This is a genomic window from Hominisplanchenecus murintestinalis, from assembly GCF_943193015.1.
Lineage (GTDB): Bacteria > Bacillota > Clostridia > Lachnospirales > Lachnospiraceae > Hominisplanchenecus_A > Hominisplanchenecus_A murintestinalis.
This window is the reverse complement of the sequence record NZ_CALPCM010000008.1, coordinates 1-21710: the sequence shown is the minus strand read 5'-3', so window position 1 is coordinate 21710 and position 21710 is coordinate 1. Positions and strand designations below refer to the sequence as shown.

At 47.0% G+C, this 21710-nt stretch carries 9 protein-coding genes; 6 read left to right on the top strand and 3 right to left on the bottom strand.

From position 1 onward, the window contains the following. Positions 1-81 precede the first annotated feature (81 nt). The 6 genes from NFR99_RS04850 (at position 82) to NFR99_RS04825 (ending at position 16129) form a co-directional block, all read left to right on the top strand. Positions 82-1431, top strand: coding sequence for a PsbP-related protein (locus NFR99_RS04850; protein ID WP_120480748.1), 1350 nt, complete (start codon positions 82-84; stop codon positions 1429-1431). Between the two features lie 237 nt (positions 1432-1668). Then, positions 1669-7278 (top strand): phage tail tape measure protein, encoded by a 5610-nt coding sequence (locus NFR99_RS04845; protein ID WP_251352992.1) that lies wholly within the window; start codon positions 1669-1671, stop codon positions 7276-7278. Positions 7279-7323: 45 nt separating this feature from the next. Further along, on the top strand, positions 7324-8256 hold the full coding sequence (locus tag NFR99_RS04840; protein WP_135975929.1) for a hypothetical protein: 933 nt from the start codon (positions 7324-7326) through the stop codon (positions 8254-8256). A gap of 15 nt (positions 8257-8271) precedes the next feature. Next, positions 8272-10143: a phage tail protein gene (locus tag NFR99_RS04835; RefSeq protein ID WP_135975928.1), complete on the top strand. Its 1872-nt coding sequence runs from the start codon at positions 8272-8274 to the stop codon at positions 10141-10143. A gap of 68 nt (positions 10144-10211) precedes the next feature. Further along, entirely contained in the window at positions 10212-10415 is a 204-nt protein-coding gene (locus NFR99_RS04830; protein WP_135975927.1) for a holin, read from the top strand. 95 nt (positions 10416-10510) lie between these two features. After that, on the top strand, positions 10511-16129 hold the full coding sequence (locus NFR99_RS04825) for a glycoside hydrolase family 2 TIM barrel-domain containing protein (protein WP_135975926.1): 5619 nt from the start codon (positions 10511-10513) through the stop codon (positions 16127-16129). 94 nt (positions 16130-16223) lie between these two features. Here NFR99_RS04825 and NFR99_RS04820 read toward each other — a convergent pair whose 3' ends face one another. From NFR99_RS04820 to NFR99_RS04810, 3 genes are all read right to left on the bottom strand, one after another. Continuing rightward, entirely contained in the window at positions 16224-17648 is a 1425-nt protein-coding gene (locus NFR99_RS04820) for a sensor histidine kinase (RefSeq protein WP_135975925.1), read from the bottom strand. After that, positions 17645-18349: a response regulator transcription factor gene (locus NFR99_RS04815; protein WP_251352989.1), complete on the bottom strand. Its 705-nt coding sequence runs from the start codon at positions 18347-18349 to the stop codon at positions 17645-17647. The genes NFR99_RS04820 and NFR99_RS04815 overlap by 4 nt, the downstream gene beginning before the upstream one ends. Positions 18350-18452: 103 nt before the next feature. Next, a complete protein-coding gene (locus tag NFR99_RS04810; RefSeq protein ID WP_251352987.1) occupies positions 18453-20837 on the bottom strand; it encodes an endonuclease MutS2 in 2385 nt (794 codons plus the stop codon). Between the last annotated feature and the right edge of the window lie 873 nt (positions 20838-21710).

Sequence of the window (21710 nt, the reverse complement as noted above, 5' to 3'; positions counted from 1 at the left end):
AGTTTTAGTCAAAGCCCCCGCTGCAAGCAACGGGGCATCAAATCAATAAAATGTTGTAGCCTTATGAGGAGGGAGATGTTTATGAAAAAGAATTTAATAATGTTATTAATGTTTGGTACTATAATGGTATCTCTTACAGCTTGTGCCACTAAAGCGGAATCAGAAACAACGGTAAGTACAGAAGTCATCACAGAAACGGCGGAAACAGAGAGCGTTACGGAACAAGAATCACAGACGGAGACAGAATCTGAGACAGAACCGCCAGTGCGGGAGGAGATTTTATCAGGAGAAACTGACACTTATGCAATGAAGGATATTTCCTTTCATGTACCCGTTGAATGGGAATTTGTAAAAGACAGGGATGAGTATTCTTTCTATCCCGAATCTGGTATTGTCTCAGGAGAGCACCATGCACTGCTTCAAGTAAGAACTTTTTTATTGAATATAGAGAATCGCGAATCTCCGGAAGTGATAGAGGAAGTGTTAGACGGGTTTGAAGAAAGTATTGCTTCTCATGAAAACAGTACGCTTCTTTCGAAGGAATCCTTAACGATTGGAGACCATCCCTGTATATATATAAATAACCACTGGGCGGATGAAAATATAAGTATGGATCAGAAACATTACTTTTTCGTATATGGCGATTATCAATATGCGATTACATTTGGACAAAGGGATGATATAACAATAATATATGATAATGTAGTGAAAGAAATAATTTCATCCGTTGTGCTCCACCAAGAAACGGAATTTGATGAGAATACTATTGAGTCTGCAGCTTTTGAACCTGTTACTCCGTTTTTTGCATATGCCGAAAATGCTAACATTTGGAGATATTGCACGAGGAATTTAAAGTATGATAAGTTGGAACAGCTTGTTACAGAATATATCAATAAGTACAACCCTGAGGAAGAGCATGTTACCGTAAAAATGCGTGCAGCGCTCTCCGAATATGAAGGGGGAAATGGCTTAATCTGCGAATACGATTCTTTTGAAGATATGTATTATACACGTTATGAAGGTTACACAGGAATAGATTCTTCCCATTATATCTACCCGTATTTAAAAGGATCGAGTTATTACCTTCGTCTGGGATTTGTTCGAAATGATTGGCTGTTTGCCGATAGAATGAAGTTAAAACGAGATTCTGCTAAGGATAGTATAATCTTCGCAGGAAAGAGTTATAATTTTGAAAGAGAAGTGCTTAGTGGTGGCACTGTCAGGGAATACAAAGAAGAAAGGTTATATGATGAATATGTGGATTATCTTGCCGATGATATGACAGAAGGAATGACACTTCGATTTTCTTCAGGGGAGGAGAAATTTTTTGACTATGTGTTGACAGAGACGGATAAAACTGCTCTTCAGGAAGTTGCCCGGTGCGCTGTGTTAAAGAGAAAACTAAATGATTTGTATACGGATAATGAGTAATGAAAGAGACACTGAAAAATGTCAGGATAGCATATTGATAAAAACACCATTGCTGAGAAGCTCCAAAAGCATCGCAGATTATTGGGGGAAGAGGAATGGACGACAACCATGTCAGCAATATATCCAATAGATAAAGAGCAATAGAATTAGTATATAAAGGAATAAAAAATAAAGATTAGAAAATAGAACTTCCGTAGATAAGAGGTTCTATTTTTTATGTGAGAAAGGAGAAGATTTATGGATGGAATAGAGTATGCAGATGCTATTTCAGATATAGTACGCGGCTTGTCAGAGCTACAGAGGAAAATGGCGGAGGTAGAGGAAGAATTTTCCGGTCAGGAAAATTCACTGGAGGCTTTGCAAAAAAAGCATGAGATATTACAGAAAGTATTAGAAAAGCAGGCAGAGAAGCAGGAGATTCTTACAAGGACATTAAGAGAGGCAGAGCAGTCTCAGGCGGGAGCAGGGGAAAGGACAGAGGCGCTGCGGCAGGCACTTAGCGAGGCGGAAGAACAGATTTCCCACACAAATCAGGAGATTTCACAAAATGAAAGATATATGAGGGAGGCGGAGAGCGCTGCGGATCACTGCGCAACGAGCATTAACAGGTATGGCGAGGAAGTACAAACGGCAGGAGAAGGAACAGAAAGTTTGACAGATTCTCTTAAAAAGGCGGTCACGGAAAACCTTGCGCCCAGGGTTTCCGATATGGCAAAAGACCTTGCCGGAAGCGTTTTTGAGGCTGCGAAGGGGATGGAACAGGGGGCGAACCGTATTCAAGCCAGTACGGATGTATCGGGAAGCGCCTTAAAACAGTATCAGGAAATCATGGGGGAGGTTTACCAAAATAATTATGGAGATAGTTTTCATGATGTGGCGGAGGCTATTTCTCAGGTAGTTTACCATATGGGGGAACTGGATGGGAGCGCCATGCAGAGTGTCACGGAAAATGCGTTTGCGCTGAAAGATACGTTTGAAATGGAGGTGAATGATACTCTGGCCGGGGCAAGCGCCCTGATGGCGGAGATGGGGGTAAGTTCAGAAAAGGCTTTTGGATTGATTGCCAGTGGGGCTCAGAATGGACTGAACCGGACTGGAGATATGTTGGATAAGATAGAGGAGTATAGTCCACTCTGGGGAAAAGCGGGATTCTCAGCGGAGGAAATGTTTACTATTTTAGATAATGGGCTGAACGCCGGAGCCTCAGATCTCGATACAGTGAATGATTTTGTGAAAGAGTTTATCAATGCGCTTTCAGATGGCAGAGTAGAGAAAAGCCTGTCCGGATTTTCACAAGAAACGCAAAATCTTTTTGGGCAGATGAAGGCCGGGGAAGCTACGGCAGCGGAAGTATTTCAGGGGGTTATTCATGACTTATCTTCTGCGGAGAATCGGCAGAAAGCGTTGACGGCAGCGGGAAATATTTGGAGTGACCTGGAAGAAGGAAATGCCGGGAAAGTTATTACATCACTGGGGAATCTGAGTGATAGTTATAGTGGTGTAAAAGGGAAAATGAATGAATTAAAGGAAATACGGTATGATGACCTGGACAGCCAGATTTCACAGGTAAGCCGGACTCTGCAAGTGCAGCTTGGAGAGCAGATGCAGAAGATTCTTCCAGTAATGTCGGGAGGGCTTGAATTTTTATCCGATAATCTGGTGGCAGTAGAAGCGTCGGCAGTTGGCGTTGCAACGGCAATTCTCGCATTTAAGGCATTGAAATTTGCTGAATCTATTGAAGGCGCGACCCTGGCAATGAAAGCCCTCAATTTAGTGACATCAGCAAATCCTATAGGAATTATAGCAACTGTAGCCGGCATAGCCGCGGCAGGTCTTACCGCATTTGCGTTTTCAGCAGGAGAGGCAGAAACAGAGAGCCAGAAAGCTTATAACGAAATGAAAAACCTTTCCAAAGAGGCGGAAAACCTGAAAAAGAATGTTCAGGAATCAAGAGCAGCTATGGATGAGGAAACAAGGAGCACAGTATCGCAGTATCTGGCATATGAGACAATGTCAGACCGATTATACGAATTAAATGACCAGCTGAGAGCCGGGACACTGGAAACGAAAGAAGCATCTGCGGTAAAAGCGGAGATGAAATATCTTGTCAATGAATTAAACAGTTCCATACCGGAATTAAACCTTCATATGGATGAGCAGACGGGAATTTTGAAGAACAATAAGGCTGCAACGGACGAATGTATAGCGTCGATGAAGCAGAGAGCTTTGGTTTCAGTCATGGAGGAACGGATGACAGAACTGTACCGCCAGCAGGGAGAAGCGCTGATGCAGCAGGGGGAAGCCACGGCAAAAAGAAATGCGGCGCAGCAAGCGGCGGAAGACATCATGGAACGGGCACAAAATGCTTTGAATGCTTATACAGAACTAATGGGTGAATATGATAAGCGTACAAATGATACAACGATGACCGCTGAGGATTGGGGGAGAGTACAGGAAGAGATCGCGAAGAAGTATGGCGTCACTGTGGATGAGATGGTGAATGGGTGCAATGCTATGGGGGATGCCACTGTTAAGGCGACAGAGTATAACTCAGTAATTGCTAAATCAGAAAAAGTGATTGAGGATGCGACAACCGCTCAGGAGGAAGCCCAAAATATGATGGGCGAATTCTCAGCGGGTATGATTGAAGCTATGAAACTGATGGGTATGTCAGACGAAGAAATAAAAAAACAGGCGGAACTGTGGGGAATCAGCACAGATACCCTTCAAGAAAATAATGAAGCAGTACAGGGCAATACCGATATTATCCAGGAGAATACAGATGCGGCGGAAGCGAACGCGTCCGCTGTAGAAGTTTCCACCGAGGCACAGAAAAAGGCTCTCCAGTCCCTGAAAGAAAAATATGAAGAAATCCGGACATCCATTGAGCAGAGCATGGAGCAGAAAATCAGTCTGTTTGATGATTTCGATGGCGGAGAGACGGTAGGGCTTAATACAATAGAGGAAAATCTAAATTCCCAACTGGAAGGTCTGACAGACTGGCGGGATAATATGGCGCAGCTTGCGGGGCAGGTCGGGGGAAATATGTCGGCGGAGCTGTACAATCATCTCGTGGAGCTTGGCCCTGATGCGGCAAATATTGTCCAGGAAATGGTAAATTCCTTAGATCCGGAGACAGGCGACGGCGGGGAAAAGTTAAGGGAGATTGCAGAACGTTATGCAGAGGTCCTTGATATTAAGGAGCAGACAGCAGAAAATATGGCTGATGTTTCTTTTATTATCCAGTCCGCTCTGGGCGAAATTTCGGAATCCAGCCCGTTTGACTTTGAAAATCTGCTGGAGTCTCTGGATGAGGCGAAGGAGACGATAACTGAAAAGGGAGGCGCTATATCGGAGGGATTGGAGGAATCCTTTACAGAAACCGTGGAAACGCTCAGGCAGTGCGGCGCACAGATTCCGGAAGGCCTGGCAGAGTCTTTGGCAAATGGGGAAATTACGATAGAAGATGCGATTGGGAAGATGCGGGGGAGCATCGAGGCGCAGTTTACCTATCTTTCGTCGCTCGCCCAGAAAGCAGGTATTCCGATTCCCGAAGGGATAAGGGAAGGAATCGTACAGGGCGGAGAAGCGGCGGTACAGGCGATGAACGAGCTGCTGGGGCTTCTGGCAGGCACGCAGGAGGAAGGAAGAGAAGAGGTAAGAGAGAGCGCCCAGAAAAGCGGGGAAGCGGCGGCAGAAGGAACGGCGCAGGGAACGGCAAATGCATCAGGCAGGGTATCCCAGGAGGCAGCAAACACTGCAAGGAATGCTGTAGAAGCTATCAACGTATATAAGGATTCCTTTCAAAATTCAGGCTATAATATGATGTCCGGGTTTGCGAACGGGCTTAACGCGGGTTCCGGCCTGGTATATGAAAAGATACGGGAAATCATGCAGGCTGCCGTAGATACTGCAAACCGTTTTAATAAGACGAACAGCCCTTCAAAACGCTGGAGGGATGAAGTTGCGAAACCGGTTACGGAAGGTCTTGCGATGGGGCTGAATCAGGGAAAGAAAGACGTCACAAAAGCTTCCGCTGATATGGCAAGGGACACGCTGGATACGGCAAAAACAGAACTGGATATTAATAAGATATCAGAACAATTTGAAAAGAAAACGGTAAAAAAGCTGAAATCCGGAATGGCATTTGGCGTAAAAAAGACTAAGAAAAACAACGATGGAAAAAAGCTGGCGCAGGAAGTCGCGGAAAGGGCAGAAAAATTTATTGAAGAAGAAGCGGATAACGATGCAGAGGCCAAGATAGTCTGGGATAGACTTCTGGAAAAGGCTCAAAAGAGCAAGATTAAGGGATATCAGAAGAATTTAAAGAAGCTGATACAAAAACAGCAAAAAGAAGCAGAGAAAAAGCAAAAAGAAGAAAAGGAAGAGCAGGAAAAAGAAAACAGGAAATACGGGGCTTCCGGAGATGCTCTGGAAGAATATAAGAAAGTGGGAAATGTATCTGCAAAAGCTGAAGTAGAGTACTGGGATATCGTACGGAAACAGTATAAAGCAGGGACGGAAGAGCGCATCAAGGCAGATAAAAAATATCTGGACGCGCTGGAGGCATACAACGAGAAGCGGAAAGATTTAGAGGATGATTATCAGGAGAAATGTGAAAAAACCCAGAATGAGCTGAAGGAAAAAGTGGATGAGTTGAAGGAAGCTTATGAATCAGCATTTGATAAGCGAAAATCGACGATTGAGTCAGCCTTCGGTTTGTTTGATGAATTCAAAAGTGAGGCGGACGCGCCAGAGATACTGCTGGCAAATATGCAGTCCCAGGTGGCAGGGTATGCATTGTGGGTAGATCAGCTTGAAAAGCTGGAGGAGAAAAAAATCCTGAATGATTCCTTCATCGAAAAACTGCGGGAAATGGGGCCAGCAGCGACGGCAACAATCATCTCCCTGGGAATGATGACAGAAGAAAAGCTAAAGCAGGCGAACGAAGCGTATGAACAGAAAGAAAAACTGGCAGAGGCCCAGGCGCTCAAAGACACAGAAGCTTTCCGGATTAAGATAGAGGAGAAAATTGCAGAGGCGGAAAAAACGGCAAAAAAAGAGCTGGAAAAATATAAAGATACATATGATAAGGCAATGAAAGACCTTTCCGCATCCATAGAGGGACCTTTAGAAAATCTGGCAAGCAAGGCTTCTACTATCGGTGAGCAGACTGCTATGAATCTCATCTCCGGGCTGAGAGATAAAAAAATCCAGGAAGAGCTGGCAAATACAGGAACTGCTTTGAAGGAAATATTGGTGGAGGAGGTTGGAGGACTGGCTTCCGCCGGAGAGCAGATAGGAAAGGACATGCTTGCGGGAATCCTGAAGGGATTAGGCGGTCATTTGTCTATTCAGATAGGGGCGTCAGGTTTTGTGAATACTCTTGAAGAAGCAGTGAAGACCAGCGCGGGCATCCATTCTCCATCCAAAAGATTCCGGGATGTGATAGGCGTCCAGATTCCGGCAGGGATAGCGGAAGGTATTCAAGAAAATACACAGGCAGCCTCGATGGCAGGGACGGAAATGATAGAAACGATGCTGGAGCAGTCCAGGGAGAAGTTGAGCCAGCAGCAGACAGTGCTGGCAGGAGAGATGGAAACGATAAACGGCGGCGCGGGGATAGCGGCGCTGAATGGGTTGGCGGCGGGAAATGTAAGCGGGCAGACAAATGTTACGGTGGATAATTCCAGCGTGGCGGATGTAGTGGGTAATCTTGCAGGAAGCCTTGCTTCTATTCGTGAGGATATCAGGCGTATGAAGGTGGTGCTGGATACAGGGGCAGTTGTCGGGGAAATTAGTGAGGCGGTTGGAAGTGAATTAACAATGCAGGTTAGAAGATGGTAATTTGTTATTTTTAGAAATTATTTTGCAATAAAAAGGGGGAAATATATGGCTATAAAAATGTATGTCAATAATGTGGATATATCTACATATCAGGCGATATTTGTCGGGATAACACCAGCGAATAGAACAGTAACAAATGCGACAGAAATGATAGATGGTTTAACGACTCCGATAATGTGCAATCCAAATTTTGGAATAAGAGAATATACTCTAAGAATCAGTATCCATGGGAGGAATAGGAAAGAAATATGGGATAATGTGGGCAGTATCCTTGAGGTGTTTTCAAAAATTGTGGATGTCCGTCTGGAAGGATTTTCTGACAATAAAGGAGAGAAAGATAAGTTTTTTAAGTTTACTCTTACAAGAGTGGATCAGACAGAATACGGAGCGTTGCAGGCGGGGTGGCATGTATTGGAACTGACATGTGCCGGATATGAATATGGAAATAAGAAGAGTATAGGTATCGCTGCACATGATCTTGTGTTTAAAGAAATAGACAGTAGTGGAAAAGCAACTGCTGTCTGTGAAGTTGCAGCAGAGCAGGTAGAAGGACAGGCGCCGGTCTTTGTGGATGTCGGGATTAAGCAATGCTCTGAAGACAGAATACCAGATAATGAAGGGTTTTACTCGGGTATTGTAGGTGAAAAATATCCGCTTTATGCAGATATTAAATTATATGGGTTGTGCAAAAGCAGAATGGGGAAGGATTTGGGGAATGTGGAAATTTATTTAAGGCCAGATGATCATTTTTATCCGGGAGGAGGGGCTACAGCCATTTTTCTTGATGGACAGAACGGAATGCTGACGGTGCTTGAAACAAATGGGATGTATCCAACAAATATATCGCATGATATACCAGCACCTTTGAAAATTGGATTTCCAGAACAAAAAATAAGAGTTGAAGTGACGGCATATGAAATGCAACACTATAAACACGAGTATGATATTCAATTCATATATACGCCAATCTTTTTATAAGAGAGGAGACAAAACATGAAAGTATGCAGTTATCAGAGTGTATTTAAACGTATAGTTTCACAGAGGAAGGACTTTAAAGTTGAGGAGAAACTGGATAATGGAATTGTGAAAAAACAGATAAGCTTTACTTATCCTATAGAAGATGGAAAAATTTGCTGTGAGGATATTATAGAGTATGATGATGAGTACTATAGAGTAAAAGAAGCGCCAGAAAATGAACGATCTGGTACTATAGTAGCAATACAGGATACAGACAGTTTGTCGGGGCACCCTATTCAAAATTTGAGGGGAACAGGCATGACGATTTTACAATATGCCAATATTGCTTTGCAAAACACAGGCTGGGTATATAAGAATGTATCGGCAAATACAGTAGACATCAGGAATATTACGGAAGATAATACAAACAGTATGAAAATGCTGGAGAAAATCGCAGAAGTTTTTTGGGTAGAGATTGAATTTCGGACAAAAGAGAAACGGGTACTTTTTTATAATAGAGTAGGGGGAAGGATAAAAATTCCTCGGTTTATAAAGGGATTCAATTTGAAATCATTAGACGTAAAGACAGACACGTATGATTTTTATACACGTATTATTCCTTATGGCAAAGATAGATTAACGATAGAGAGTGTGAACGATGGGAAAAACTATCTAAATAACATGAAATATACAAGCACTGTGCGCACAGCTATTTGGGAAGATACGAACTATACAGATGCGGTGCAGTTGAAAAATATGGCAGAAAAAAAGCTGGGAGAATTGGCAAAGCCTAAAATTACATATACTGCACAGATTTTTGATGTAGCGTCTATATCAGAAGAATATGCAGATTTTGCGTTTGGAATTGGGGATGAGGCAGATATTATTGAGCCAGATATGGAAATCATGGCGCGTGAGCGCATCGTCCGCATCGCCCGCTATCCGGATAATCCAGAAAAAAACACAGTAGAGTTTTCTAACCGAAATATAAGCTTTTCCGACATGCAGAAAAAGCTCCTTGCCGCCTCGGACAGCATTTCGAATGTCACCAACGGAAAAGTTGTCATAAGCTCTAAGGTCGACGGCCTGCAGGGAACCGTCCAGGTAGCCGCCAGTGAGGCTGTGCAGGCAGCCGTAAACTCTGCCGCGCCTAATTTCCTCTCATCTGGAAGGGCGCCGAGTGCGGATAAATGGCAGACAGCCCGTTACCTAGAAGGCGTAGGGGTGGATGGTACCGTAAACAGGCACCATTATGTGACATGCAGCACATCCGGCGGGACAAAGGCAAAAGCCGCCAGCTTGGCAGGATTCGCCCTGCTGACAGGAGCGAGGGTGGTGGTGCTGTTCTCAAACGCCAACACAGCATCCAATCCCACACTAAACATATCTTCTACCGGGGCGAAGCCCATATATTACCGGAACAGCGCCATTCCGGCAAACTATATTCAGGCGGGGACAGTTCTGGAACTGGTCTACAGCGGCTCTTATTGGCGCGTAATCGGCGATTTGGCGCAGTACCAGGCAGATGAGTTAAAAACAGAGAACAGTACCCTGAAAGCGGAGCATGACGCGCTGGCGGTTCGGATAACTCCGGTTGTGCTGTACAGTTCCACACTATCTGCTTCTGCATTGAATACATGGGTATATGCGTCCATTCCAAGCCTGAAAGACTGGAAGGAAGTCAGGATGTGGCTGGAAGTAGGAGATGCAGACTGCAGGTACAATACGCTTACCAGGGAGCATACACAGATATGTGTAAGCGGATATGCCAATGCGAACTACAATGGAATGGTGCGGGCATCGTGTGATTTTACGAATACACGGATAGGTCTAATGGTGAGGAGCATGGCAGGATGGAACTTTTCTAATATAAGAATTATCCGAGTAGAAGGTTTGGTAAAAGTATAGGGAAATGGGATGTTGATGAAAAACATAAGAAAATTTTGGAGTGATAGCTGGAAATAAAAGGAGACAATATGAGAAATCAGGAATTTGAAAAATGGATAAAGGCGGCAGGCATAAGAGCAGTAAAGACCATAGCGCAGGCAGCAGCGGCAGGAATCGGCACTGCGGCGGTTATGGGGCAGGTTGACTGGCGATATACAGTGTCGGCGGCGGTGCTGGCGGGTGTGTTATCGCTGCTTACATCGGTGGCAGGTCTGCCGGAACTGGAAAAATAAACGAAAAGGGTTTCATTTTAAACAAATAAGTAGTAAAATAGTAGCTGCTAAGCTGGCAAAGTATACATTATGCACAAAGAAAGGAAGGAAGACATATGGAAAAACAACACAGGAAGCGGGTTTTATCTTTCGTGCTGGCATCTGCAATGGTCTTTACTACGGCATTTGGCAGCGGAGGGATAAGGAGTTTTGCGGCAGAGGAAGATGAGTTTGTGGAGGTGGAAGTTCCGAACGGTGATTTTGAGTCCGGGGAGACGGTATGGACATTTACAGGAGAAATATCGAATCTGGATTACTATTGGAAATTGTTTACCAGCGCCGCTATGACGAATAACACTACGAAAATGTATGAAGTGTGCAGTAAGAAAAATACGTCGGTAACAAAGACATACACATGTTCACAGACGGTAACCGGACTGGTTCCTGGTACGTATAAAGCATCTATTGATGCTACGGGAGGAAATGACCCAGGTACGCATACAACGACTTTAACAGCGGGAGGAGCATCTGTCGCTGTGACTCCGACACAATGGAATGTTTGGAATACTTACATGACAGATACGTTTACGGTTGGAGAAGACGGAAACTGTGATATTGAGATTTCCAGTACAGTGACGGGGCAGTATCTTGACATGGATAATGTAAAGCTCTACCGTCAGGTGTCAGAAGCGCCTAAAGTAGTCAGCAGAGTACAGGAAATCAGCCAGAAGGTAACGGTGGGAGGAACATTTACAGCGCCTGCCAAAGCTCTTGTAATCTATACGAGCGGAAAAAGCGAGCAGTTTGACGTGACCTGGGACAGTGCGGAGCTGTCTGCAGTGAGCACTGCGGCAATAGGAACTTTTACGGTAAACGGAACAGTATCCGTAGCCGGGATATCTTATCCGGCAGTATTGAAGGTTCAGGTGGTGGATGCCTCAAGTCTGGTGCAGAATGTGGCGGCGGATGCGCTGGGCGCTGTGGATTTTGATGAAAACTGGCAGTTCTGGCTGGCAACGAGGACACCGGAAGCAGCAGACGGCGGTTTTGCGGCGAATGGCGTAAAGGACGCCGGGGAATACACGACGGCAGAAATTATCGCCGAAGATTTTGATGACTTTGCATGGAGGACGGTAGACGTTCCTCATGATTTTAGTATAGAGGGCGAGAAGACCTCAAAGTCTGTAGACGCCCAGGCATACCTGCAGGGCGGTCTGGGATATTACCGCAAAAAGTTTACGGTTCCGGCTTCCATGAGCGGAAACCGAAGGATTTCCATTGACTTTGAGGGAGTATACCAGAATAGTGTGGTTTATCTAAACGGGCAGAATATGGGAAGCTATCCGAGCGGCTACACGGGCTTTGCCCTGGATATCACAGATGATGTGAAGTATGGGCAGGAGAATGTGCTGGTAGTTAAGGTGCAGAATATGTCTCCGTCCGGCCGCTGGTATACAGGAAGCGGTATCACCCGCCCGGTACATCTGGTCATTGACAATCTGGCACACTTTAACCGGAACGGCATTACCCTGAGCGCGCCGACGCTGGAGGATGACTATACAGACGGGAAAAAGGCATATTTGGAAGTGACGGCGGAAGGCTATTCCAAGGCGAGCAATTCGAATGTGTATATGGAAGTCACCGTGTACGATGCTGAGGGAAATGAGGTAACGAAAAAGAGAACAGAAAATACAGCAATCAATCCAAATACAGCATTTACCCTGTCATTGTCAGGAAACAATGCGGTAGAAATTAGAAACGTGAACCTCTGGTATCCGTGGAATCTGGGGAATCCGTATCTGTATACGGTAAAGACAGATTTGTATGGCGAGGTGAACGGAAGCGCAGACGGCTATCAGCTGATTGATTCCGAAGAGACGGAATATGGTTTCCGCTGGGCGGAGATAGCAGAGACAACCAGTGATCCTGCCAGCGGCGGTCTGTATGTAAATGGAAAGTACACAAAAATAAATGGCGTAGACCTTCATCATGATTCCGGCGCACTGGGCGCGGCAAGTTATACGGACGCTTACGAGCGGCAATTTGAGAAGCTGATGGACATGGGCGTGAATGCATACCGTACCTCACATTGTCCGCCGTCTAAGCAGGTGATAGAGGTCTGCAGGAGAAAAGGTATTTTGGTGGTAGAAGAGGCGTATGATGGCTGGGGAAAGACAAAGGCGACATATGATTTCGGAAACTTTTTCTTCCAGGATGTTCCGTCAGACTGGAAAGGGCTGATGCCGAACGGTTATACAGAGCTTCCTGCTCCGGCAGTCAATTACGACGGGGCGAAGCTTACCTGGAGCGACTGGGTTATCCAGGAGATGGTAAAGCGCGATAAGAATGAGCCTTCTATTATTGCATGGTCTATCGGAAATGAAGTCAGGGGCGTGGGCAATAAGCCTTCGTGGTATGATGTATCGAAGTATGATCTCCTGGGTGTGACCCCTGGGAGCATGAATGAATATACGGAAGCCGTGCGTCTGATGCAGGATATAAAGGCTCTTGATGATAGCCGTTATGTGCTGATGGGCGGCGACCAGGAAAGAAGTGTCCCAGGCGTTTCGAGTACCTGGGGGCTGGTAAACCAGGTACTGGACGGGTATGGACTGAATTACAATACGGCAGGGTCGGTAGATGGGCTGATAAGCCGTTTCTCTATCGGCGAGGGGCTTCTGGAAAGGGGCACAAAGACATTTTTCTTTGAGTCGGAGTCTTCTTCCCAGACATCCTCAAGAGGGGTATACCTGGACCCGCAGTTTGCCAACACAGGAATCAACCAAACACCGGGGCGCCGGGGCGGTTCCAACTATGACAATGACTTCGCTTCCTGGACGATGTCGAATGAATACGGACTGAAAAAGGACCGTGACAGAAAGAGCTTTGTAGGTCAGTTTATCTGGAGCGGATTTGACTATCTGGGAGAGCCGACGCCATACAGCGTTTATCCGGTAGGCGTGTCCTCTTTTGGTACGATTGATACCGCGGGATTCCCGAAAGATTCATTCTATCTCTATAGAAGCCAGTGGGTAAGCGAGCCGATGGTGCATCTGCTTCCGACGAACTGGGATCAGTGGCATGAGGGAGAGGAAGTAGAAGTATGGGTAAATACGAACCTCCAGTCCGCAGAGCTGTTCCTGAACGGAGAATCTCTGGGGAAGAAGAGCTTTGATGAAAAAGAGACAGCATACGGAAAGAAATATTATGAGACTTCGGAAAAGACTCAGGATGATAAGACCTGGGGAGACAACAGCAATCCGGGCGGTTATACAAGCCGGGGAGCAGTTCTGGATGAGGGCGAGCTGAATTCTGGTAAGCTGCATTTGACATGGAGTGTACCGTATGAGCCAGGAACACTGGAAGTAAAGGCTTATAACCAGGACGGAAGCGTAGCTGCCACAGACAGCGTGAGCACATCCGGGGTTCCGTATACCATACAGGCAGAAGCAGACAAGACCGTGCTGGCCGCTGACGGCAGCAGTCTGTCTTACGTAGAATGTACGGTCGTGGATGAAGATGGAAATATGGTGCCGGATGCCGGAGATTTGGTGAAGTTCAATGTGACAGGTCCGGCTTCTATCGTTGGTGTAGATAACGGCCAGCAGGAGAGTACAGAGCTTTATAAATACGGAAATACAGACAGCAGCAGTTATTCAGAGCGCACCGCTTACAATGGAAAGGTGCTGGTAATTCTGAAATCCGGGAAAGAGGCGGGCGATGCTGTCCTGACGATTTCCGCAAAGGATTTAAAGCCAGTGCAGGTAGCAATTAAAGTGACGGCAGACGGGACCGGGAATGTTCCGGCTGCGCTTACAGTGACGGGGACCGAAACTTCTGTGGAACCTGTGGAAATTACAGTCCCGGCAGGAATGGAGCCGGTGCTTCCGTCGGCAGTGCGGGTAAATTACAGTAGCAGCGCCGGAGAGTACAGCGTCATGCGGGAAGTTTCCTGGAGCGCTTTGACAGAGGGAAGAGCTTCCGGAACGATTCAGGGATGTGCGCTGACGGCATCTGCAGCCGTAACGGAAGATGCTCAGGCACAGATGGATGTAGAGCTTGCTACAGGCAAAGCACAGGCTACGGCTTCTTTTACCGGGGCTGCCGAGAACTATCCGGAAAATATGGTGGATGGGGATGAGGCTAGCAGCTGGACGAATGCATATAGCAGAGGGGCATCCGTGCTGCTTCCGGCAAATAGTGCTTCCAGACGTTCCGAATATGTGGAATTTTCCTGGGATGAGGCGCAGCTTTTGAACCAAATTACCTTGAACTTTACAGAAAACAGAGGGAAGGCAGTTCCGTCTGTCCTGGAAGCACAGTATTTTGACGGCGCAGACTGGGCGCCTGTATATGATCAGATAGGTATTCAGACAGATACGGCAGTCAGGATGCAGTTCCAGCCAGTGTATACGAGCAAAGTCAGGGTATATCTGGAAAATGCAACGCCGTATACGGCTAATGGAAATATGGAAATCACAGAAGCATCTGTGAAATTAAGTACAGAAAAGACAGGGGCACAGCTGAAACTTACCCGGGGTGAGACATCCCAGGGAGAAGTTTTTACTTCAGCGATGCAGTTAATGAATCTTCCAGAAGACCAGACAGTAAAAGAAATCAGGTTCTCGCTGGATTATAAGGCAGATGTGTTTGAAAGCCCGGAAATTATTTTAAAAGACAGTACAGCAGGTACGCTCAAAACAGAGCAGGCAGACGGAAAGACGGTATATGTCTGGACGGCGGCAGATGGAAGTACGGCAGATTTAAAAGAGTTTGCAGAGCTGTCTGTCCGGGTAAAGGAAAACGCGGCTGCTGGAAATTACCGGCTGGCTTTGACGGGACTTACGGCAAGAGACACGGAAGGCCAGGAGGTACAGATTAGTTCAGTTTCAGCAGTTGTCACAGTAAAGGACTCCAGCGCAGCCAGCCGAACACGCCTGAAAGCGGCTCTTGATACGGCAAAAGCACTGGATAAGGCGGGTTATACAGTGGAAACCTACGAAGCCCTGACGGCAGCAATTGCAGAAGCGGAGAAAATGTATGCAGATGAAAATGCGTCGAAAGAGCAGCTGGACGCAGCGGTGGAAAGCCTGACGAAAGCAGTGAGTGCACTGAAGGTTCCGGGACCAGAAGAATACCAGGAGCTTTTGAAGAAACTGCTGGCAGAGCAGAAAGCAAAGGAACAGCAGGAGGCATTGAAGAGGCAGGCAGAAGCAGCACGGCAGAAAGCGCTGGAGGAAGCAGCCAAGGCAAAAGCAGAGCTGGAGCGCCTGAAGAATTCAGGAAACGTAAGCGTGGCTCCATCTTTGAAAAATGGAGATACTGAGGACGTAGGAGGCGTGGCTTACCGCGTGACAGATGCAGGAAAGAAGCTGGCGGCCGCCTATGGTGTTACCAAGCCAGGAATCAAAACTGTTCAGATAGCGGATACCGTAAAGATTAATGGCGTGGTCTGCCAGGTAACTTCGATTGCAAACGGAGCGTTCCAGTCGCTTCCGAGTCTGAAAAAAGCAGTTATCGGAAAGAATGTTACATCGATTGGAAAGAAAGCGTTCTACGGTGATAAGAAGCTGAAGTCCATTCAGGTAAAAGGCACAGCCCTGAAGAAAGTAGGCAGTAAAGCACTGAAGAATATTGCAGCGAAAGCAGTTATCAAAGTGCCGAAGAGCAAGAAAAAAGCATACGTGAAAATCTTCAAAGGAAAAGGCCAGAAAAAGACCGTAAAAGTGAAATAAAAAAAGAATCCAATGCCTGGTGAATAGACATTGGAAGGATGAAATACAGCAGGGAGAGGCGGATATGTCTCTCCCTGCTGTTGTGAAAGGAAACCTATAGCTTTTTATGCTTGGCACGGGGAAGGGAAAAAGTGAATTCGGAACCTACGCCCTCAGTGCTGACTACCTGGATGTTTTCATTATGAGCCTGGATAATCTCTTTTGTAATGGAAAGTCCAAGCCCGGTGCCTTTTTTATCTTTTCCGCGGGAAGGGTCTGTTTTGTAGAAGCGCGCCCAAATTTTTTTGATACTTTCCTTTGGGATTCCCTCTCCGGTATCTTTGACAGATACAAATACTTTTTCATGTTTTTCCGTGGTTTCTATATAAATCGAAGATTCCGGATGGCTGAATTTGATGGCGTTGTCAATCAGGTTGTAGAGTACTTGCTGTATTTTTCCCATATCGGCAGTGACCATCAGCGACGGTGCGTCAAAAATCAGTTCAATGCGGATAAACTTTTTCTGGCAGATGCCCTCGAAAGCAGCCGCCGTATTCCGGATAACGGTGTTGATATCAAAGTCCGTAATTTCCAGATAAGTCTTTTTGTCGTCGTAATTGTTCAGGGTCAAAAGCCCGCGTGTGAGGTTGTTAAGCCGTTCTGTCTCAGAGAGTACGATATTTAAATACCGTTCCTGCATTTCCGGAGGAATCGTCCCATCCAGCATGGCTTCCACATAGCCTTTGATGGAGGTCAGGGGAGAGCGGAAATCATGGGAGATATTTGAGATGAATTTTCTCTGGTATTCTCCTGATTTATTAATTTCGCCTGCCATATAGTTCATGGACGCCGCCAGATATCCCATCTCGTCTCTGGTTTCCACAGGAACTTTATAGTTCAAGTTCCCGCCCGCAAACTCATTTGCCCCGGCAATGATTTTCCGGAGAGGAAAATACACGGCGAGGGTAAATACCAGGAGGATAATCAGGGAAAGGACGAAAAGAATGACCAGGGTAATATAGTTAATATTCAGGAAAGAATCTTTTTCTCCTGCAATTTCCTCCAGGGGATAATGGATAACAATGTAGCCCCTCGCGCGGTAATTGCTGATGATAGGGGATACGACGCTGAGCATATCCTTGTCGAAATATCCGAAGAAGTTTCCTTTCTGATAATAATTCCCTGCCAGGCGTGTGGTGTCAAAGTCATCGATGGTTTCTGTATGTTCCGGATCGTATTCCTTCGTGGTATCTAAAAGGATTTCCCCTTTTGTGTTCATCAGCCAGATTTCTGTGGAGTGATAAGAGGCAAGAGCCAGCAGGTTTGTATAGATATCCAGCAGAGAAGAGTCTTCCTCTCTGTAAGACTGCGCCAGACGGCCGGAGGCGATAGAGTTCGCTTCGCGGTATATGGCCTCCGTCTTTGATTTCAGCATGTGGTTTGCCGTCAGAGAGGAAATGAGGGTTGACACGGATACAAATCCCAGAATGCCAAAGCACAGATAGGCAAGGATAAATTTAAGATAGAGCGTCCGTTTCATCGGTTCTTCACCTCAAACTTGTAGCCAATTCCCCATACAGTGGAAAGAGACCAGTATTCGTTGTCCTTGATCTTTTCACGCAGGCGTTTGATATGTACGTCTACCGTCCTGGTATCGCCGATGTATTCATACCCCCAGATATGGTCGAGGAGCTGTTCCCTGGTAAATACCTGGTTCGGCGAAGCAGCCAGGAAATAAAGAAGCTCCAGTTCCTTGGGGGGCATATCTATAGTTTCGTCCCTGTAAAGTACGGAATAATTCGTCTGGTTGACAATTAAATCAGGATATTCCACAATCTTTCCTTCCGCGTGAGTCCCGGAAGATTTGTCCGGCTGGAAACGCCGGAGAACCGCTTTTACACGGGCAACCAGTTCTTTAGAATCAAAGGGTTTAATTATATAGTCATCCGCGCCCAGTTCAAGCCCCAGTACTTTATCGAAAATCTCGCCCTTTGCGGAGAGCATGATAATGGGGACCGAGGAGCGCTGCCGGATTTCCCTGCATACCTGGTAACCGTCCATGCCGGGAAGCATCAGATCCAGCAGAATCAGGTTTGGTGCATAAGTGTCGAATTCGCGGAGCGCAGCTTTACCGTCATTTACGATGCGGGTATCGAAGCATTCCTTTGTAAGATAGAGGGAAATCAGCTCTGCAATGTTATTATCGTCATCTACAATCATTATTTTCTGCCGTGTAACCATAAAAACCTCCTTATGGGGTAGGTGTACTTCCAAAATCTTATGCGATTCAGCTTTTGTAACTTGAAATGTTTTGGAAGTATAAACCGTTCTGTTTGTAACTGCGTCACTGCCGGAATTCGACAATTGTTACGCCTGCGTCCCCTTCTCCGAATTCGCCCAGGCGGAAGCTCTTTACATGCTTATTACGGCGCAGGTAGTTGTGGACGCCTTTGCGGAGCGCTCCGGTGCCTTTGCCGTGAACGATACGTACGCTTGGCATATGTGCAAGATAAGCGTCGTCCAAATATTTATCGAGCTCAGCAATGGCTTCGTCTACGGTTTTTCCAAGCAGGTTCAGTTCCATGCCTACGGAAGCAGATTTTGACATCTTGATTTTTCCGCTGCCCCCGCCGCTTTTGGAGACGCCGGGTCCTGTGATATCCGGCTCGTCAAGCAGCTCCAGGTCTTTGATATTTACCTGGGAGCGCAGAATGCCCATCTGTACGTACAGGTTTCCTTTGCTGTTGGGCAGGGTGCTGACCGTGCCTTTCAGGTTCATGCTCAGAACCTTCACGCCGTCGCCGATTTTCAAATCTTTTGCAGATAGTTCTTTTTTGGGCTTTTTCTCTGCCTTTAAAGTCAGGTTCTTTTCTACGCCGGAGAGTTTTTTACGCAGGCGTTCCCGTTCTTTTTCCATTTCCTTTGCAGAGATATTTTCTTTTCCGAATTTATTAAAATTCCGTATGGTGGTATCTGCGTAGTCCTTGGCGTCCTGCAGGATGGCTCGGGCTTCTTCCCGGGCTTTCCGCAGAATATCTTCGCGGCTGTTTTCCAATTTGTCCTGTTTTTGTTCCAGACGCTGTTTCAGGGAGTGGATTTCCTGCTTGTAACGGTCGATTTCTTCCCGCTCCCGCTCAATCGTTACCCTGCTGTTTTCCAGACTGGTGATTAAGTCCTCGAAGCTTTCATCCTGTTCGCTTAGATGTGTCTTTGCTTCTTCAATGATTTCGTCTGAAAGCCCCAGTTTTGAGGAAATAGCGAAAGCATTGCTCTTTCCGGGGACGCCAATCAGGAGGCGGTAAGTAGGACGCAGTGTTTCCACGTCAAACTCACAGCAGCCGTTCTCTACGCCGGGCGTGGAAAGCGCGAATACTTTCAGTTCGCTGTAGTGTGTGGTCGCCATCGTGCGTGCGCCCCTTCGGTGGAGATTGGACAGGATGGAAATCGCCAGCGCCGCGCCTTCCGTGGGATCTGTCCCGGCGCCCAGCTCGTCAAAGAGAACGAGCGAATTTTCCGACGCCTGTTCCAGTATGGATACAATCGTTTTCATATGTGAAGAGAAGGTACTTAAGGACTGTTCAATACTCTGTTCATCGCCGATATCGGCAAATACTTCTTCAAACACAGCGAGCTCAGAGCCGTCAAATGCCGGGATATGGAGCCCGGCCTGTCCCATCAGTGTGAAAAGCCCTACAGTCTTTAAGGACACGGTCTTTCCTCCGGTATTTGGCCCGGTGATAATCAGGAGCTGGAAATCTGTGCCCAGCCGGATATCAATGGGAACGACGCTTTTTTTGTCCAAAAGCGGATGGCGTCCTTTTTTAATATGAATGCGTCCTTCTGTATTAAACACAGGCTCGCTTCCGTTATAGGAGCGGGAGAGCTGTGCTCTTGCAAAAATAATGTCCAGCTGCGTCAGGAATGTGAGGTCTTCGCTAAGGGCTTCTGTTTCCGCAGCAGCCAGCGCGCTCAGGTTTGAGAGGATGACTTCAATTTCCCGTTCCTCTTTCAGCTCCAGTTCCCGGAGCTCATTGTTCAATTTTACGACGGCCATAGGCTCTACAAACAGGGTAGAACCGGTCGAGGACTGGTCGTGAATCATGCCGGGAACCTGCCCGCGGTGCTCTGCCTTGACCGGAATACAGTAACGGCCATTGCGCATAGTAATCACCGCATCCTGGAGATAGGTGCGCACAGAGCCATTCACCATAGAAGTGAGCTGGGCATGTACCTTGTCGTTGGTATGGCGCATCGAGCGGCGGAGCTTAAACAGCACAGGGCTGGCGTCGTCGCTCAGTTCATTTTCCGAGACGATACAGCGGCGGATTTCTGAAGAAACAGGCGTCAGGGGCTGCAGCGCGTCGAAAATATCATCTAAAGAATCACGGCTTTCTTCCTCCGTATCCCTGCGGGAATACGCTTTTACGCGGGCGCATACTTCCAGCAGCTTACAGAGGCGCAGAAGCTCGTCCGTTCCCAGGATACTCCCGATTTCCAGCCGCTTCAGAATCCCGCGGACATCGGTAATTCCCGAAAAAGAAAGGCTTCCCTTGCGCAGCAGACGGGAAAGCGCGTCGCTGGTCTCGCGCTGGGCAGCCTGAATCTCATACAAATCTGATGAGGGCTTCAGCTCCAGACAGTGTGCCTTTGCCAGCGGGGAGCCGGCCAGATCTGCAAGGCGGGCAGTGATTTTGTCATATTCTAATGTCTTTAATACTTTTTCATTCATGTCGTTTCACCTTATTTCCTTAGGGTTCCTCTTATTCTACCCTATAATCCGTGAAAAGAAAACCTAAAGTTTTCGGTCAGACGAAAAAAGAAGGGCGGGGCAGCCTTTCAAATTGCGGTTTGTCGCTTACCCCATACAGCTACGGAACCGATAGTTCCTGGGCTTACTCCGGACAGTCACGGAACCGATAGTCCCCATGTTTACGCCGTACGCCGGGAAGCCTGCCGCATATCCCACACGGACGGAGACAACGCTACGGCAAACTAGCCGCCGGAGAAACACGCAACGCGTGTTTCTCTGCCGCGGTAGTCGCCGAGTGGGCATGCGAGCCTGCCCGTTCGGCTCGTCACTCGCGCAAACTCCGACTAATACGCTCAGGAGAGCCTTCGCGCATAAGTCTCCGTAAGCGTCGGATTTCGCCTCCGCTAAAAGCGTCTCCTGAGTGTCCGCTTAGGGATATGCGGCAGGCTTCCCGGCTGGCATTACGGGGATGCACGGTGGCGTGGACTGTTTCGGCAGCAACGAAACTGCTGGAAGTTCCCGTCCCGGAAATTGTACAACTAGGCGGACTATTTTTGTGGCAGGACTGCTGATATTGCGAAAGCTGTCAGCTATGCAGACTCCCGACGCAAGTACTGGACTCCCCGATAAATTGGTCAATACTTACGGTTAAGCGTATAAACAGCGCCATTTGCCGTTGCCTTATAGCATGGTAGTTCCGTACAGCCATACGCCCATATAACGCCAGTCTCCAGTAGTTTCGCTATAATCGGAACAGTCTACGCAGCCACAGTTTCCCTGCCGCCAGCCGACACACAGCCGGGGCACCTGCCATATATCCCTAAGCGGACACTCAGGGGACGTTCTTAGCAG